This is a genomic window from Acinetobacter gyllenbergii CIP 110306 = MTCC 11365, from assembly GCF_000413855.1.
GTDB lineage: Bacteria > Pseudomonadota > Gammaproteobacteria > Pseudomonadales > Moraxellaceae > Acinetobacter > Acinetobacter gyllenbergii.
In genome coordinates, this window is the sequence record NZ_ATGG01000027.1 from 1 (window position 1) to 17,444 (window position 17,444).

The following is a 17,444-nucleotide window of genomic DNA, read 5'->3' on the forward strand; positions in this document are numbered from 1 at the left end:
CAGTCAAAGCAGGCGATACGGTTGATATCGGAACGGTGCAAGGTGAAGAGAACCTCACTGTCAGCAAAGATGGCAACACGATTCAATACGGCTTAAACCGTGACTTGAAAGTGGATAGCGTCATGGCAGGCGATACCCTCATCAATACCGATGGCATCACCATCAGCAATGGCCCAAGTATCACCAAAACAGGGATTGATGCTGCAGGTAATCCAATCACGAATGTCGCAGATGGCACAGCCTCAAGTGATGCCGTCAATAAAGGGCAATTGGATCGTGCCGCTGCTGTTGCCAAAACTGAGGTTGAAGCAGGCAAGAATATGACGGTTGAAAGCCGCACAGGTGCAGATGGTCAGACCATTTATGAAGTGGCGACTGCGGATAATGTTGCATTTGATTCGGTTCAAGTCGGTGATGTCACGATTGATGGCGCGACAGGAAAAATCAGTGGTGTTGCAGATGGAACGGTTGCCGCAGGTTCAAGTGAAGCAATCAATGGTGGTCAACTGCATGGTGTTGCAGACAGTGTTAGAAACTCCATTGGTGGTGAAACGATATTGAATCCAAATGGCTCAGTGACCACCAGCAATGTGGGGAATACGGGTGAAGCTAACATCCATGATGCGATTGACTCCGTACGTAAAAATGCAGTGACAGCAAAAACCACAGTGACCGAAGGTGACAATATTGTCGTAACTGAATCAACCAATGCCGATGGCAGTACCAACTATGACGTTGCCACTGCAAAAGATGTGAAATTTGATCGTGTCACTGCAACGGATGCGGACGGCAACGAAACTGTTCTAAATGCAACAGGTACTCAAGTTAAAGATGCTGAGGGCAATCAAGCCGAGTATGCCGCCAAAGGTATCTCCCTGAAAGATCAGCTTGGGAATGGCACTGTCATCAATCAAGCTGGGATTGGTTTTGTCGATGCAACTGGCAATAACATTGGGCCAAGTATCAGTGCTGCTGGTATTGATGCTGGCAATACCGTGATTCGTGGCGTTGCAGCAGGACGTATTGCAACTGATTCACAAGATGCGATTAATGGCAGCCAGTTAAAAGGTGTTGCGGATAGTGTTGCAGGAGCGATTGGTGGTAATACCACGGTGAATCCTGATGGCAGCATTAGCACAAGCAACATTGGCGGAACTGGTCAAGATAACATCAATGATGCAATTGGTGCTGTAGGTAAAGCGGCTCAAGCAGCAAAAACCACGGTAAGTAAAGCAGCTGGCGATGAAAATGTCACAGTGACCAGCCGTCAAAATGCAGATGGCAGTACGGATTATGAAGTTGGCTTATCGAAGGACGTTAAAGTCGATAGCGTGACTGCGGGTGATACGGTGCTCAATGATGATGGTCTACGTATCGCAGGCGGTCCAAGTGTGACGAAAGCAGGCATTGATGCAGGTGATAACAAAGTTACGGGTGTCGCCGATGGTACGGTTGCGGCAGGCTCGAAAGATGCAGTGAATGGTGGCCAATTACATGGTGTTGCTGACAGCGTGAAAAACGTGGTTGGTGGTAATGCCACCGTGAATCCAGACGGTTCAATTACCACCAGTAATGTGGGCGGTACGGGTGAAAACAACATTGATGATGCGATCAACTCAGTTCGAGGTGCGGCTGCTGCAGCCAAATCAACGGTCAGCAATAAAGATGGCAATATTTTAGTCACGCCAACCACCAAAGCTGATGGCAGTAAGGACTTTGAGGTGGGTCTAGCCAAAGACATTCAGGTTGATAGTGTGGCTGCTGCAAATCAAGTCAATGTGGGTGGTGCTGGAGGTACAACTATTGCAGCAGATGGTGTTCGTATCACGGGAGGACCAAGCATCACCAAAGGAGGGGTGAATGCTGGAAATCAGAAAGTTACAGCTGTGGCTGACGGTGCAATTGCAGCAGATTCAAAAGATGCAATTAACGGTAGCCAATTGCATCAATCTTATGAAAATGTGGGCAAGGCCTTAGGTGGCGGAGCAGGCTATGATCCAAGTACTGGTTGGACCGCACCGAGTTATGAGGTCGGCGGTAATACACATAACAATGTGGGAGATGCACTTAATGCTTTAAACAATGCAGATCAGGCCTTGGGTGATCGAATCACCAATCTTGGAGATCAAATGCAACAGGCATTCTACGATACCAATCAACGGATTGATGATGTCAAAAAAATGGCCAATGCTGGGGTTGCAGCAGCGATGGCATTGGAAACCGCGCCGTATATTTCAGGTAAATATACTTATGCGGTTGGGGCTGCTTATCATGGTGGTGAAAATGCAGTGGGCCTCACACTTCGTAAAACCGCAGATAATGGGCGTTGGTCGCTGACAACAGGTGTGGCAGCAGCTTCACAGGGTGATCCAAGTTTCCGTGTCGGTCTAAGCGGCGTATTTGATTGATTTGAATTCAGGGGGAACCATCTCGGTTCTCCCTTTTTTCAGCAGGATAAAGAGAGAATAAAAATGAAGAAGCTACCAGTTTTCATCATCACGACACTGTTTGCCGTTGTTGGGTCGAACCACGCCTATAGCAAGCAAGAGGTTGAACAGATACAGGACGTTACTTTTCCAGAAGTGGATAAGAGTTACCTGAAATTGGTTAAACGTTATGAGTTAAATGATGTTGCGCGTTTAGGTGTGGGGATGAATAAAGATCAGCTCCGCCACATTCTGGGAAATCCACATTTCAATGAAGGATTGATGCAGGTCAAAACATGGAACTATGTATTAGATATTCGCGTACCAAATACACAAGACTATAAACGCTGTCAGTTACGTATTGATTTTGATCAGAAATATAGAGCAGAACGCTTATCTTGGAAAGGTGATGCTTGTCAGAGTGGAATCGTTTAGCAATGAGCAGAGTCATTTTATTACCGATGAAGAAGCAGCACATTCTAGTTTGAATTTAAATTAAACAAACAGGGCAAGAAAGACTTGTTTGTTTAATTTTCCTAAAATGATTATTTATAGGATATAAAGTGTCAAAAAAATAAGACCAAGGTTTGTTAAGCTCTTAAGAATTGAAATATGAGATGGATCATATGTTTCATACTTTTTCACATTGTGAAAAAAATATCAGACTGCATATTATTGAAGTCGGAAATAAAGATCTAAAGCATGCAGTCATTTTTTTTCTTTTAGATATAGATAAGTTTTTTTCTTTAATCAATAGTTTATCTTTGGACCATTTTCGCATTGTTTTAGTTTATCGCTGTGAAATATTAAATCAGGATTTTATCGGCCAAGATCTAATAGATGGATTTAAATGTTTAACAGATCGTCTAATGGTAGAGAATACACACTTTATATTTGAACCAAGCTTAGATGAATCCTATAAATATGCTTTATATAATAGTGACTTATTTGACTCGATAACGATTTCTAAGAAGTTCGATGAACTGTGTATGCAGGCATTCTTTGCATCTTGCCCACTTAAAAGCGAGGATAAGATAGATTTTATTGATAAAGTGAATATTCAAATTAGTAATACTTTATCGGAAGGAGAGCCATATCTGGTTAAAGTCGCCAAAAAAATGCGCTTAACACCGAGGGTATTATCTAAAAGAATAAGAAATGAAGGCGAAGAGTTTAAATTATTAGTCAAACAAAAAAGGCACGAGAAAGCCTTGTTTTTATTAAAAAATGAAGATGTGAGTTTGTCTGATATTGCATATACATTGGGTTATACGGAGCACAGTGCTTTTACACGCGCATTTAGAGGCTGGGCTGGATGTTCACCTTGCCAGTTTAGAAAGTATTTAAAGTAATTCGATCTGAGGTATAAAGTTTTGGATATTAGGGATTTAAAAACTTTTATATATGTAGCTGATCATCAGTCTATTACCATCGCCTCTGAAAAATTAGGCGTGAATCAGTCAACTGTGACAAAACGTATTTTTAATATGGAAGCGATTGTGAAAGGGGTTTTATTTAACCGGAGTACGCGACCTTTACAATTAACCCAATTAGGGAAAAAAGTTTATTTTAAAAGTTGTTTTATTTTAAAGCAGTTAGAGTCACTGAGAAACGTTCATAGTGAAGGTCATGAGGGAGTGAAAAGAAAGATTAAGATTGGTATCGCTCAGGCATTGATTGACGATTTGTTAGATGCTGTGACGAATGAATCAAAAAAAATTAATCCGCATTATGAGATTGATATTTATAGCGGATGGGGTTGCAGCCTGATTCAACAGGTCAATGATGGGGAAATTGACTTAGCCGCATTGATGATTCCATCAAATCTGAGTTTTAGCAGCAATATTTCTTTTTTAGAAGTCGGGACGCTACCCTTTGTGGTTGTTGCCAGAAAGGGTGAGGCTTATAAATATAGTAGCCTTGAAAAATGTAGTAAGAGAGGTTGGGTACTTCATCCTGAGAGCTGTTGTTTTAGAGAAAGTCTAGCCAAGCTTTTATATGAAAGAAAGTTAGGCTTTTATATCAATAAAGAGATTTTTGGATTAGAACTCCAGTTACAAAGTATCTTAAAAGGTGAGGGTCTGGGTGTTTATCCAAAGTCGTTCTTAGATAAATTTATGTTAGAGCATGAAGGATTAGAAGTCATTCAGTTAAATGATTTTCCTGTCCATTTACATGTTGGTGTCGTCAAATCGCAACAGATGAGCATTGAAGAGAGCAATGCATTTATCGAGATTGTGAAAAATCATTATTTTTAGTTGCCCAGCGTTGTATTCGGAATAAAAAAATTTCTGAATGGCTCTAATTTTTGATGAATAAAAGTGCTAAAAGCCCTAATTTGATTAGGGCTTTTTTATCTTGATTTTAATCACAGTTTATTGAGCTTGATATTCATTGATGACTTCAAGTGCCGCTCGGAAAGCCTCCTGTGTTGCAGGTGCGCCACAATATGGCAGGCTATGCAATAACACTTCTTGGATCTCCTCAACCGTTGCACCATTGTTCAATGCACCACGAATATGCCCCTTAAGTTCGGTAGGGCTTTTTAGGGCTGTTAAAAAGGCAATGGTCACCAGAGAACGGTATTTACGCGGTAATACACCTTCACGTTGCCATGTTGAACCCCAGGCATGTTCGTTGATCCAGTCTTGTAGAGGCTGCGTAAAAGGGACGGTATTGTCCTGTGCACGTTTGACAAAAGATTCTCCCATCACTTCAGTACGGACTTTTAAACCATTTTCATAATCTTGTTGTGACATATTTTTACTCTTTTAGCAGTGAGAAAAGATTGAATTGTTCCTTCAATATTTCTCATCCTAACGTAATCTTTGTATGAGCTAAAGCCATAGCGACTGACTATGATGTTCTCAACTAATCAGAAGTTTCATTAGCGGTTTGAGATTTTTTATAGACGAGTTTTATTGACAATTTAAGCCTTGGGAAATATGGTTGTATTATACAACTATATTTCAGGTGTTTTCCTTGAGCGTAGATGCATTATTGATTGAAAAAATTCGAGCCTCCTCTAGAACAATGGTTCGTGAATTAGGATTTATGCAAGCGACATTAGCTGCAACAGAATATTCTCCTTCAGCTGTGCATACTTTGCTCGAGTTAGATGTACAAGGGGGGGCTACTGCTGGACAACTTGTACATCTATTGGGCTTAGAGAAATCAAGTGTAAGTCGAATGATTAGCAAATTAATTGATGCTGGAGAAATTAGAGAAGCTACGCGAGAAGAAGATAGTCGAGTAAAACAACTTTTTCTGAGCGCTAAAGGAAAGCAGACGGTCAATAAAATTCATCAGTATGGTCAGCAACAAGTGCAAATGGCCATGGAGCATTTGAGTACTTCCCAGCAACAACTCGTTGTACAAGGGCTTACAACGTATGCACAAGCCTTGCAGATTTGCCGTAAGGGGCAAATTGAAGAGCTGAATAACTCCATTGAAATTGCTTCAGGTTATCGTTCTGGTGTTATCGGTCGTATTACTGAAATGCATGCAAGTTTTTATTCAAAGCATTCTGGCTTTGGTCAGTTTTTTGAAAGTCAGGTTGCAAAGGGTCTTGCAGAATTTACTAGCCGTCTAGATAAACCTTGTAATCAGATTTGGGTTGCACTCCAAAATGGTAAAATTGTTGGTTCAGTGGCTGTGGATGGAGAAGATCTGAAAAATGGTGAAGCTCATCTACGCTGGTTTATTTTAGATGAGGCTTATCGAGGGAGTGGGATTGGACGTAAATTGCTTGAGCAGGCGATTACTTTCTGCGATGAACAGCGATTTCCAGCAATCCAATTATGGACATTTAAGGGGTTGGATGCAGCACGTAAACTTTATGAGTCTTTTGCTTTTACATTAAAAAATGAAGAGGAAGGGACCCAATGGGGAAGTGTTGTCACCGAACAGCAATTTACTCGTTTCATCTCAAATTAATATTCAAATGAGTTTTTATCAAAGATCTTCGTTGTAAATTTAGCTTGCTCTATCTTCCCCAAAGAAGCATGACGGATCAATCCTTTTTAATACAACTCGTCATATAGTTCACTGAGATATCTGGTGCTAGCCAAAAATATCCAGTGATCGGATTGTAGTGTAGGCCAATCGTATGGGTTTGGGTTAAACCCGCAGTTTCTGCAAAAGATCTGAGTTCATTGGGTCGAATATATTTGTTGAAATCATGAGTGCCTTTCGGCATTAATTTCAAAATATATTCACCTGCAAGAATGGTAAATAAATAGGATTTTGGATTTGATCTAGATTGTCTTCAGCATAGCCAATCCTTTATCTCTCAGAATTATAAACAATTTCCTTTAATTGCTTGCGTAATGCCACTGACTTTAAAACGCGCGCAATTTATGGTGAAAAATCAGATCGCTGGACTGGTGATTGCTCCACATATTGTGGATGTTCTTGAGCGTGAGTATGCGGTGGATCCTGTTCAGGCGGAAGCAAATGTCTACGCGCGTTGTGCATTGCAGATCCTGATCTGTAAACATCTCGGTTATGTTGGTGTGCATTTATCGGCTTGTCATAAGCCACAAGAACAACAGAAACTGGAACAGTTTTTAAAGCAATTTGAAAACTGGTCTTTAGAAGCTTGTGAAAAAGCCTGGAAAGACCTGTGGAAAATGGATTCAGGGCTTGAGCTTAAACCTGAGCTGTCCACTTTTTCAAAACCTGTTTCCCAGATGCAAATTCTTAAATATAAGAAAATGCATTTAATGCACCACATTTTTTTTGCTTCTCAGGCTGCCTTAGGCGTTGGACGTTTTATTTTTAAAGCCAATTTCTGGAATAAACCACGACCGCAGCATCTTTTATTGAAAATGGAACATTGGAGCAAACAACAGTTGGTGGGTTGCGAAAGCTGTGGTCACTGCCGACTGGATGACACGCTTTATATCTGCCCTGAAACCTGCCCCAAAGGTCTCGCCAATGGTCCATGTGGAGGCACAACCTTAGACCAATGTGAGTTTGGGGATCGTGAATGTATCCATTCAGTCAAAGCCAGACTGGCAAAAAGCGTAGATCAAACCGAGGTTTTAAGAAGCAAATTGATCCCAGCGATTTCAATTGAAACCCGCTATACCAGTTCATGGAAAAACTGGTTTAGCAATTCAGATCTCAACTGATTGGAGTCATTCGTACTTATTGGTTGATCCATGCTGAAATGACCTGAGCCAATTGTTCAGGCTGCTCAAGGGGGATCATATGTCCAGAATTTTCGATTACTGCTAATTTTGAATCACGAATTTTATGAGTAAGCTCCAGTGCTTCTTCTTTTGAGCGGAGTTGATCTTGGGCAGCAGAGATAATAAGTGTTGGGCAGCTTATTTTATTGATATCTCCACATTTTCTATTTAATAGAGATTGCCTTACGAAAGCCTCATAACCAAGGTTGATCCCCATTTTTTGAATGCGGTTAATGAGCAGCTTATTTTGTGCATCCGCTGGATGGAGGGTTTTGGCGATAGAAATTGAACTCAAACCATGAAATTTTTCTTTGGTGCTGAGTCGAATCGCGGTGAGCTTTTGTTGTTTTTGTTCTTCTGTGTCGGGTCGTAAAGATGAGGCAATAAGAATTAAGCTAGAAACTTTCTCTGGAAATTGTTCAGTTAAAGATCGGGCAATATAACCGCCTAATGAAAACCCGACGAGTATAAATTCCTTAGGCGCATCTTTTGCAATGTTCTGAGCAATTTCAGCAATTGTCTCGCCCTGTAATAAATTGGCTCTCCTGATATTCCATGTTTCCGGGAGCAGTGGAACAAGTTCATCCCAAAGAGATTCATCTAACATAAAGCCGGGAATGAGCACAATGGATATGCTTTTTTGATTCATTGGATTGAGAGGTCTTACTCATTTTATTCAGTATTACCTAAATCAATAGAGTGGGCAACTTGGAGAATGTTAGCTTAGGATAGGGTTGATTAGATGCTCCGCTTAGAGCGTTAGGTATCGGGTTACTCGAGTTCCAGTTGATGATCGTCTTTGGTCACTTTAATTTTTAGTTTTTTATACTTACGTTTATTGGGATCAAGGGCTGAGTTTTTGATTTCATTTGCAAAACTTTGATCTTGCATCAGCTCTGTATAGGCTTTATAGCCAAGTAGGATTTGAGTCGGTTGAGAGCCATTTCTTATAAAATAATGGTCAATCATCGCATTTAGCTCAGCTAAAAGTACTGATTTACTCACTCTTATGTCCTTAACAATCTTTAGGCAAAGGGAGTATATGGTTAAAAAATTCTGCTGAATATAAAGTGAGCTTTTGATGATGAGATTGTCATAAAAGGTTAATAAATAAGGTGGATTTTAACTGTGATGTGGATAACTCAAGATCTATCAACAATCAATCAATATCTTCTCTAAATCTGCTACAATTGCGCCAATTTTGAATTACCACTTTTTCAGTTCAAGTACATATTTATAAATGTGTACATAACTGTGTACATATTGAAGATTTTCCCTATGTTTAAAGAGCAATTAGCTAAAGAAGTCGCGAGCCGCAGGACTTTTGCGATCATTTCCCACCCCGATGCGGGTAAAACCACCATGACAGAAAAACTGTTGTTATGGGGGAAGGCGATTCAGGTTGCGGGGATGGTCAAAAGCCGTAAGTCTGACCGTTCAGCAACCTCAGACTGGATGGAAATGGAAAAAGAACGTGGTATCTCGATTACCACGTCGGTGATGCAGTTCCCTTATAAAAAGCACACCATTAACTTACTTGATACGCCGGGACATGAAGACTTCTCGGAAGATACCTACCGGACCTTGACTGCCGTTGACTCAGCTTTGATGGTGATCGATGGTGCAAAAGGTGTCGAAGAACGAACCATTAAATTAATGGAAGTGTGTCGTATGCGCGACACACCAATCATTTCATTCGTCAACAAAATGGACCGTGAAATTCGTGAGCCTCTTGAGTTGCTCGACGAAATCGAAAATGTCTTGAATATCCGTTGTGTGCCGATTACCTGGCCTTTGGGCATGGGACGTGATTTTGCTGGCGTCTACAACCTGCTTGAAAATAAGCTATATGTCTATAAAGCAGGTTTTGGTTCGACTATTACTGATATCGAAGTGCGTGATGGTTATGATCATGCCGACATTCGTGAAAAAGTCGGTGAGTTGGCATGGTCATCCTTTGAGGAATCTCTTGAATTGGTACAAATGGCCAATGAGCCACTTGACCGTGAGTTATTCTTGCAAGGTAAACAAACTCCAGTCTTGTTCGGTACTGCATTGGGTAACTTTGCAGTAGATCATGTCTTGGATACCTTTATTAATTGGGCGCCAGAGCCGAAGGCACATCCAACGCAAGAACGTATTGTTGAAGCCAATGAAGAAGGCTTCACTGGCTTTGTCTTCAAGATTCAAGCCAATATGGACCCAAAACACCGTGACCGTATTGCCTTTATGCGTATTTGCTCAGGTAAATATGAAAAAGGTCTGAAAATGAATCATGTGCGTATCGGTAAAGATGTGCGTATCAGTGATGCCTTAACCTTCCTTGCGGGCGAGCGTGAACATCTGGAAGAGGCTTGGCCGGGTGATATCATTGGTTTGCATAACCACGGGACCATTCAGATTGGGGATACCTTTACCAGCGGTGAAGATCTACATTTCACAGGGATTCCACACTTCGCACCTGAAATGTTCCGCCGTGTCCGCTTGAAAGATCCTTTGAAATCGAAGCAGCTGCAAAAAGGCCTGAAAGAGTTATCTGAAGAAGGTGCGACCCAAGTGTTCATGCCACAAATCAGTAATGATCTGATTGTCGGTGCAGTCGGTGTGCTACAGTTTGATGTGGTTGCTTACCGCCTCAAAGAAGAATATAAGGTTGACTGTATTTACGAGCCAGTCAGTGTACATACCGTTCGTTGGGTGCATTGTGACGATGACAAGATTCTGAATGAATTTAAGAAAAAAGCACATGACCAGCTTTCAGTGGATGGCGGTGGTCATCTGACTTATCTTGCACCAAGTCGTGTAAACTTACAGTTAATGCAAGAACGTTGGCCAGATATTCAGTTCCGTAACACACGAGAACACTAAACTGCACAAAAACAGCTTCTAATTAGAAGCTGTTTTTAATTGAATGCTCTAAAAATAAAGGATGATGCAATGAACACTTTAAAACCACTTTTAGCTATCAGTATGATGATTGGCATAATGGCTTTAACGGCATGTGATCATCCGAATAAAAATGAAAGCACTAAGGAGCAGACCAAGGAACAGGCTGCGTCATCGGTCGAAAAGGCTGAAGTATTGCCTTACTTAAATATGAAAGAAGCCAAGGCCGATTATGCCTTGCCATTCTGTGAAAAGAAGAACTGTATTGATCTCGATATTCAGACAGTCAAAACCCAAGATGAATGGCTGAATGCATGGATTGCAAAAAATCAGGCCAATGTGATTCAGCAACAAATTGAACAGAATAAAAACCTGACCCTGCAACAGGCGATTAATGCCTACGTGAAAAAGTCAGATGAGTGGCAAGATAAATATTCTAAAAACAAAGCCTATGAACTGCATCTAACCACACGTATTGCCTCGCAACGAAATCAATATGTATTGTTGCAAGTGGGTGTGGATACACAACAAGAAGATATTGCGGTGAAAGATCGCTTCTACTTTTTTGTGGCGGATCGTAAGCTGCAAAAGAGTGTCAGTGTTTTGGATGTGATTCAGAAAAATCAGCAAAATGCCTTAAACCAGATTATCCAAAGCCACTATCAAACATGGGTAGACAAGCAATCGGCAGAAGTCAAAAAGCAAGTGCCGAAAAAATTGTATTGGGGACAGGCCGATTGGTTCTTTGATGGGGAAGGCATTGGAGTGCATTATCGTGCCAATGAAATCAGCAAAGATGCACCACAACTAGATATTTATTTGACTACGGAACAAAGCAAACAAATGCTACAGGCTGAAATATATCAGCAAATGTTTTAATTGAGCCAGAGGCCGCTATTCTAAGTTTCGTATAGAAATTGCATGTGCCTGTAGCGGTTTTGCTTTAACTTCGATAGCATTTAAAAATCTTGTGTAATAACAATGCTGATAGGTTTTAAATGAAAACATTTTATAAATTTAGCGTCCTTGCATGTGCAATTCTGCTTGCCGCTTGCCAGCCGAAATCAGAGCCGAAAGAATCACAGGATAAACCCGCTGATCCACCTGTGGTACAGCAACCCGCCGAGCCAATCTTACGCGGTGAAACCGTGAAGTTACAGGTGAGTTTGCCTGAGTGTAAAGGCAATACCTGTCCTGATTTTACGGTTGAACGATTACAAAGTAATTTCCCGTTTATTGATCAATTACTGGATCAGCAAATTCTTGAGCAATTGGGTAAGATTTTAGATGTGGTCGATGCGGATGTTTCTGCGACTTCAACGCCTAAGACTGCTGAGGATAAATCGAGTTTGGATGCTCAGGCTCAAGCCTATGCCAATGCCTTTGTGAAAATCGATGAAGAGTTAAAAGCGCTCAGCAGTAGCCATCAAATTAGCTTGATGATTAAGCCCAAAATTTTGCAACCGAAAGGAACATTGGCAACCGTTGTATTAAATAGCAGCAGTTATTTGGGGGGAGCGCATGGCTCGACCTCACAGCGTTATTACAACTTTGATTTGACCACTCAAAAACAGATTCAATTACATGATTTATTGTTGCCTAAACAAAAAGCCACTTTAGACAAATTGGCACATGAGGCCTTTAAAACCTGGATTGTTGATTCTAAACTTGCAACGGATCCAAAGGAATATGAACAGGCTTGGCCTTTCCAAGTCACTGATAATTTCCTGTTAGGCGAGCAAGGGTTAATTTTGCAATATGGTGAATATGAGATTGGTCCTTATGTGGTCGGATTACCACGTTTAGTCATTCCATTTAGCGAATTACAAGGCGTGTTAAAGCCTGAGTATTTACCTAAAATAGATAAGCCAGCAGCAGCATCAACCCCTGCTGCAAGTACGCCAAGTCAAAGTTAATGCAACTGTTCGATACCCATACCCATTTTGATGTTGCCGATTTTGATATTGATCGGCAACATCTGGCTGAACAAGCAAAACAGGTTGGGGTCGATGCTTTAGTGTTAATCGGTTTTGTTGAATCACGATTCGATGAACTGACCCACACCCATCAACAATTACAATATTGGGAAAATGTGCCACGCTCTTATCTGGCCCCTGGTTTACATCCTTTTTATATCGAACAACATCAGCCAGAACATTTACAGCGACTTGAGCACGTGTTACAGCAGCATGACTGTGTGGCGGTGGGTGAAATTGGTTTAGATACTTTTTTAAAACAACATAAACAGCCCGAACAGTTTGCCAAACAGCAGCATTATTTTATTGAACAATTGGTATTGGCAACACAATATCAAAAACCAGTGTTATTACATATCCGTAAAGCACATGCAGAAAGTATTGCGATTTTAAAAGCACAAAAATTTAAATTGGGTGGCATTGCCCATGCCTTTAGTGGTGGGGTGGAAGAGGCCAAGGCCTTGGTGAAATTAGGCTTTAAAATTGGGGTGACAGGACAAATTACCAATCCAAATGCCAAAAAACTGCATCAAGTGGTACAAGCGATAGGCAGTGAAAACTTGGTGATCGAAACTGATTGTCCAGACATGACGCCCTTGTGTTGCCAAACTTCGACTGAGCATCGTACCCGTAATACCCCAGTCAACCTACCTTATGTGCTGGAGAGTTTGGCTCAGACCCTTAACCAGCCTGAATTACAGCTGGCTGCACAACTTTGGCAAAACTCACTGGCTGCGTTGCGACTTAAATTTTAAGAGAATAAGCAAATAATCTCGTTAAAAATAAGATACTAAAAGGGAACACATGCTTTTCTAAACAGAGGTACATTAAAAGAACAATTTGATAATAAACACATCAGCCAATACTGGGAGGGCGACCTTATGGCCAGATATAGCAAAATCAATAGTTTCAATGCATTACAAACACTCAGCGTCGGTTCGACATCCTATCAAATCTTTAGCTTGGCGCGAGCAGCTCAAACCCTCGGTAATATTGAACGATTACCGAAGTCTTTAAAGGTTTTGCTAGAAAATTTACTCCGTTTTGAAGACCAAAAAAGTGTAAAAGTGGAGCATATTCAAGCGCTGGTCGATTGGCAAAAAAGCAAACGTTCAGATCAAGAAATTCAATATCGACCTGCACGAGTACTGATGCAGGATTTTACCGGTGTTCCTGCAGTGGTCGATCTGGCGGCGATGCGTGCTGCGATGGCACAGGCAGGTGGTGATCCCAACCTGATTAACCCTTTATCTCCTGTGGATTTGGTGATTGACCATTCAGTAATGGTCGATCATTTTGCCGATGACAATGCCTTTGCTGAAAACGTTGAAATTGAAATGCAGCGCAATGGTGAGCGTTATCAATTCCTACGTTGGGGACAATCTGCCTTTAATAATTTTAGTGTGGTGCCACCCGGTACAGGGATTTGCCACCAAGTCAATTTAGAATATTTAGCGCAAGCCGTCTGGTTAGGTGATGATGAAGGTCAGGTTTTTGCCTTTCCAGATACCTTAGTTGGAACAGATTCGCATACCACCATGATCAATGGTCTTGGTGTATTGGGATGGGGTGTTGGAGGGATTGAGGCCGAGGCAGCAATGCTCGGGCAACCTGTATCAATGCTGATTCCAGAAGTGATCGGTTTTAAACTGACTGGAAAATTAAAGGAAGGCATTACTGCAACAGATTTGGTCTTAACCATTACTCAGATGTTGCGTCAAAAAGGCGTGGTTGGAAAATTTGTTGAGTTCTATGGCGATGGTTTGGCAGATTTACCTTTGGCAGATCGTGCCACCATTGCCAATATGGCACCAGAATACGGTGCGACTTGTGGATTTTTCCCGATTGATGAAGTGACGCTGGGTTATTTAGCATTGACGGGACGCAAACAAGACCGTATTGATTTGGTCGAAGCTTATAGTAAAGAACAAGGCTTATGGCGTCATACGGGTGATGAGCCAATTTTTACTGATACGCTCAGCTTGGATATGAGTACGGTGCAAGCCAGTCTGGCAGGACCAAAGCGTCCACAAGATCGGGTTTTGTTGGGCGATGTTCCGAAAACCTTTAATGCATTGATGGAATTGAATCTCAAACCCGCCAAAGAAGCCAAAGAACGTTTAGAGAATGAAGGCGGCGGCGGTACGGCTGTTGAAGCCAAGAAAGCGAATTTAGCGCATGAACAACCTTCTTGCACCATTGAAGGTAAATCTTATCCATTGAATCATGGCGATGTGGTGATTTCCGCGATTACTTCATGTACCAATACCTCGAATCCAAGTGTGATGTTAGCTGCGGGTTTACTGGCGAAAAAAGCCATTGAAAAAGGTTTGCAGCGTAAACCGTGGGTGAAAAGTTCATTGGCGCCGGGTTCTAAAGTCGTGACCGATTATCTGGCTGCGGCAGGTTTAACGCCGTACTTGGATGAGTTGGGCTATAACTTGGTCGGTTATGGTTGTACGACTTGTATTGGTAACTCTGGACCTTTGCCTGAACCGATTGAAGAAGCAATTCAATGTCATGATCTGAATGTGGCTTCGGTGCTTTCAGGTAACCGTAACTTTGAAGGGCGTGTTCATCCTTTAGTGAAAACCAATTGGTTGGCCTCACCACCACTTGTTGTGGCCTATGGTTTGGCGGGAAATATTCGGACTGATTTAACCACTCAGCCGATTGGACAAGATCAAAATGGTCAAGATGTCTATTTGAAAGATATTTGGCCAAGTCAGATTGAAATTGATCAAGTCTTGCAGAAGGTCAATACCGACATGTTCCATAAGGAATATGCAGCGGTGTTTGATGGGGATGCAACTTGGCAAGCGATTCAGATTCCACAAAGCCAAACTTATGCGTGGCAAGACAACTCGACCTATATTCGACATCCGCCATTTTTTGAAGAAATTAATCAACCTCCAAAAGCCATTACTAATATTGAGCAGGCACAAATCTTGGCGGTATTGGGTGACTCAGTTACCACTGATCATATCTCTCCAGCAGGGAATATCAAGAAAGACAGCCCAGCAGGACGTTATTTACAGCAGCAAGGGGTCGAACCAAAAGACTTCAACTCTTATGGTTCTCGCCGTGGTAATCATGAAGTGATGATGCGTGGGACGTTTGCCAATATTCGGATTAAGAATGAAATGCTGGATGGTGAAGAGGGCGGCAATACCATTTTCATCCCAACAGGTGAAAAGCTGGCCATCTATGATGCATCCATGCTTTACCAGCAACAGCAAACGCCGTTGCTGATTATTGCAGGTAAGGAGTATGGAACAGGTTCATCACGAGACTGGGCAGCAAAAGGCACTAATTTATTAGGCGTCAAAGCCGTCATTGCCGAGAGTTTTGAACGGATTCATCGTTCGAATCTGGTCGGTATGGGGGTATTGCCTTTGCAGTTTGTGGATGATCAAACCCGTCAATCCTTGAACCTCACTGGTCGTGAAGTATTGTCGATTTATGGCTTATCCGATGATATTCAGCCACATCAGACGCTGGATATTCAGGTTGTACGAGAAGATGGCAGTCAAGAGCAGTTTAAAGTGTTATGCCGTATCGATACTTTGAATGAGGTGGAATACTTTAAAGCAGGCGGTATTTTGCATTATGTATTACGCAATCTGATTGCCGCATAACGGAACACCCATTTAAATCAAAGATGAAAGCTGGTCTTTCATCTTTTTTTGTTTGAATTTCAAGCATTCAGCGTTAAGGTAGTCAGGCTCGATTAAATTGGATAAAGGCTTTGAATCAGTTACCCCGCTATGTTTATTATCTGTTGGTGGCTCAGGCCTTTAACTTAATTGCTGCCGTCTTATCAGTAACAGTTTCAGCAATTGTGGGGTTAAAACTGGCGCCGACTCAGGCACTCGCCACAGTGCCTTATGGCTTGCAATTCTTGGCAATGCTGCTGACCACTTTTATTTTCTCTTTTTTAATGAAAAAGTTTGGTCGGCATGTGGTCTTCCAATTTGGTTGTGTCTGCCTGTTCTTGGCGGGTATTTGGGGCTATCTGGCTCTACAGCAGCAACAGTTTTATCTATTATGCCTGAGCCATTTTTCTCTGGGTTTATTCATTTCCACCGCGAATTTTTATCGCTTTGCTGCTTCTGATCGTTTGGCGACAGATTTAATTCCGAAAGCCACCGCGATGGTCATTTCGGGTGGTGTGGTTGCTGCGGTGATTGCACCGATGTTGGCAATCCAATTTCAACAGGTGCAAGGATTACCCGATTTCACTGCGATCTATTTAATTTTTAGTGTTTTGGCGTTGTTCCTCTTTCCGATCTTGTATCTATGGAACAAAAAATTCCAACGTCAGCAGATACAGCAAGTGCTGATTGAACCAATTCAGCGTGCCAAATTGCCGAATACTTTGATTATCTCTGCCGTCATCAGCGGTGCTTTTGCTTACTATATTATGAATGTGATGATGATTATGTCCTCCTTGCATTTAAAGGAGCATCATTCATTTCATTATGCTTCGATCTCGATTCAGCTACATGTATTGGCGATGTTTATCCCGTCCTTCTTTGTCTCTAAACTGATTCAACGCTGGGGCACATACAGCACGATTTATCTCGGTTTCGCTTTGTTGATGCTATCTTCCCTGATTCCAATATTTGGACAAGTGGGGATCTATATTAATATTGCTTTGATCGTGCTCGGTGTCGGCTGGAATTTTGCTTATTCAGGTGCATCAACCTTGTTAGCCGGTCTTAACGAGCAGCAAAAACATCGTGTCCAAGGCATCAATGAAACAGGAATTGCCTTATTTGCGACCTTAGGGGCATTTTTACCTGCACCGATTTTAAGTAGCCTCGGATGGATCAATGCAAACCTATTGGCTTTATGCATGAGCCTGATGGTTTTTATCCTGTTGGTTATTTTAATTCGTCGAGATCAATCATCCCCTAAAGTTTCACGGGGCTAACCTAAAACAAGTGAAACACGCTAAA

15 protein-coding genes and 1 pseudogene are annotated in these 17,444 nt (G+C 41.7%); 12 read left to right on the plus strand and 4 right to left on the minus strand.

Annotated features, from left to right (window positions below; genetic code table 11):
• The 4 genes from F957_RS04875 to F957_RS04860 all read left to right on the plus strand — a co-directional run.
• The coding region (locus F957_RS04875) for a YadA-like family protein (RefSeq protein WP_016660509.1) at positions 1-2,408 on the plus strand (2,408 nt) is incomplete at its 5' end.
• Between the two features lie 63 nt (positions 2,409-2,471).
• Positions 2,472-2,861: an outer membrane protein assembly factor BamE gene (locus F957_RS04870; RefSeq protein WP_016542006.1), complete on the plus strand. Its 390-nt coding sequence runs from the start codon at positions 2,472-2,474 to the stop codon at positions 2,859-2,861.
• Positions 2,862-3,052: 191 nt separating this feature from the next.
• The gene (locus F957_RS04865; protein ID WP_016542007.1) at positions 3,053-3,778 is read left to right on the plus strand and encodes a helix-turn-helix domain-containing protein; all 726 of its coding nucleotides are present in this window, start codon (positions 3,053-3,055) and stop codon (positions 3,776-3,778) included.
• A gap of 21 nt (positions 3,779-3,799) precedes the next feature.
• The gene (locus tag F957_RS04860; RefSeq protein ID WP_016542008.1) at positions 3,800-4,684 is read left to right on the plus strand and encodes a LysR family transcriptional regulator; all 885 of its coding nucleotides are present in this window, start codon (positions 3,800-3,802) and stop codon (positions 4,682-4,684) included.
• A 117-nt stretch (positions 4,685-4,801) separates the two neighbouring features.
• Here F957_RS04860 and F957_RS04855 read toward each other — a convergent pair whose 3' ends face one another.
• Entirely contained in the window at positions 4,802-5,185 is a 384-nt protein-coding gene (locus F957_RS04855; RefSeq protein ID WP_004804368.1) for a carboxymuconolactone decarboxylase family protein, read from the minus strand.
• 214 nt (positions 5,186-5,399) lie between these two features.
• Between F957_RS04855 and F957_RS04850 the strand changes: the two genes are divergently transcribed.
• Positions 5,400-6,362, plus strand: a complete 963-nt coding sequence (locus F957_RS04850) for a bifunctional helix-turn-helix transcriptional regulator/GNAT family N-acetyltransferase (RefSeq protein WP_228129646.1) — start codon at positions 5,400-5,402, stop codon at positions 6,360-6,362.
• Between the two features lie 76 nt (positions 6,363-6,438).
• Here the strand turns inward: F957_RS04850 and F957_RS0120640 are convergent, their stop codons facing one another.
• A complete protein-coding gene (locus F957_RS0120640) occupies positions 6,439-6,624 on the minus strand; it encodes a class I SAM-dependent methyltransferase (RefSeq protein ID WP_016542010.1) in 186 nt (61 codons plus the stop codon).
• A 49-nt stretch (positions 6,625-6,673) separates the two neighbouring features.
• Between F957_RS0120640 and F957_RS04845 the strand changes: the two are divergent.
• Positions 6,674-7,561: pseudogene (locus F957_RS04845) on the plus strand (methylenetetrahydrofolate reductase C-terminal domain-containing protein); the annotation flags it as partial.
• A 16-nt stretch (positions 7,562-7,577) separates the two neighbouring features.
• Here the strand turns inward: F957_RS04845 and F957_RS04840 are convergent.
• Both F957_RS04840 and F957_RS21805 read right to left on the minus strand, forming a co-directional pair.
• Positions 7,578-8,270: an alpha/beta fold hydrolase gene (locus F957_RS04840; protein WP_016660510.1), complete on the minus strand. Its 693-nt coding sequence runs from the start codon at positions 8,268-8,270 to the stop codon at positions 7,578-7,580.
• A gap of 122 nt (positions 8,271-8,392) precedes the next feature.
• Positions 8,393-8,626 (minus strand): hypothetical protein, encoded by a 234-nt coding sequence (locus F957_RS21805; RefSeq protein WP_016542013.1) that lies wholly within the window; start codon positions 8,624-8,626, stop codon positions 8,393-8,395.
• A gap of 273 nt (positions 8,627-8,899) precedes the next feature.
• Between F957_RS21805 and F957_RS04830 the strand changes: the two genes are divergently transcribed.
• From F957_RS04830 to F957_RS04805, 6 genes are all read left to right on the plus strand, one after another.
• On the plus strand, positions 8,900-10,489 hold the full coding sequence (locus F957_RS04830; protein ID WP_016542014.1) for a peptide chain release factor 3: 1,590 nt from the start codon (positions 8,900-8,902) through the stop codon (positions 10,487-10,489).
• 69 nt (positions 10,490-10,558) lie between these two features.
• The gene (locus F957_RS04825) at positions 10,559-11,386 is read left to right on the plus strand and encodes a hypothetical protein (protein ID WP_016542015.1); all 828 of its coding nucleotides are present in this window, start codon (positions 10,559-10,561) and stop codon (positions 11,384-11,386) included.
• Between the two features lie 119 nt (positions 11,387-11,505).
• The gene (locus tag F957_RS04820) at positions 11,506-12,423 is read left to right on the plus strand and encodes an RsiV family protein (protein ID WP_016542017.1); all 918 of its coding nucleotides are present in this window, start codon (positions 11,506-11,508) and stop codon (positions 12,421-12,423) included.
• Positions 12,423-13,238, plus strand: coding sequence for a TatD family hydrolase (locus F957_RS04815; protein WP_016542018.1), 816 nt, complete (start codon positions 12,423-12,425; stop codon positions 13,236-13,238). Before F957_RS04820 ends, F957_RS04815 begins: the two co-directional genes overlap by 1 nt.
• A 126-nt stretch (positions 13,239-13,364) precedes the next feature.
• Positions 13,365-16,121 (plus strand): aconitate hydratase AcnA, encoded by a 2,757-nt coding sequence (gene acnA, locus F957_RS04810; protein ID WP_016542019.1) that lies wholly within the window; start codon positions 13,365-13,367, stop codon positions 16,119-16,121.
• A gap of 110 nt (positions 16,122-16,231) precedes the next feature.
• Positions 16,232-17,419 (plus strand): MFS transporter, encoded by a 1,188-nt coding sequence (locus tag F957_RS04805; RefSeq protein WP_016542020.1) that lies wholly within the window; start codon positions 16,232-16,234, stop codon positions 17,417-17,419.
• Positions 17,420-17,444 lie beyond the last annotated feature (25 nt).

Coding starts and splice junctions, on each gene's coding strand:
- F957_RS04870 (WP_016542006.1), top strand. CDS start 2,472: ATGAAGAAGCTACCAGTTTTCATCATCACGACACTGTTTGCCGTTGTT.
- F957_RS04865 (WP_016542007.1), top strand. CDS start 3,053: ATGTTTCATACTTTTTCACATTGTGAAAAAAATATCAGACTGCATATT.
- F957_RS04855 (WP_004804368.1), bottom strand. CDS start 5,185: ATGTCACAACAAGATTATGAAAATGGTTTAAAAGTCCGTACTGAAGTG.
- F957_RS0120640 (WP_016542010.1), bottom strand. CDS start 6,624: ATGCCGAAAGGCACTCATGATTTCAACAAATATATTCGACCCAATGAA.
- F957_RS04840 (WP_016660510.1), bottom strand. CDS start 8,270: ATGAATCAAAAAAGCATATCCATTGTGCTCATTCCCGGCTTTATGTTA.
- F957_RS04830 (WP_016542014.1), top strand. CDS start 8,900: ATGTTTAAAGAGCAATTAGCTAAAGAAGTCGCGAGCCGCAGGACTTTT.
- F957_RS04825 (WP_016542015.1), top strand. CDS start 10,559: ATGAACACTTTAAAACCACTTTTAGCTATCAGTATGATGATTGGCATA.
- F957_RS04820 (WP_016542017.1), top strand. CDS start 11,506: ATGAAAACATTTTATAAATTTAGCGTCCTTGCATGTGCAATTCTGCTT.
- F957_RS04815 (WP_016542018.1), top strand. CDS start 12,423: ATGCAACTGTTCGATACCCATACCCATTTTGATGTTGCCGATTTTGAT.
- acnA (WP_016542019.1), top strand. CDS start 13,365: ATGGCCAGATATAGCAAAATCAATAGTTTCAATGCATTACAAACACTC.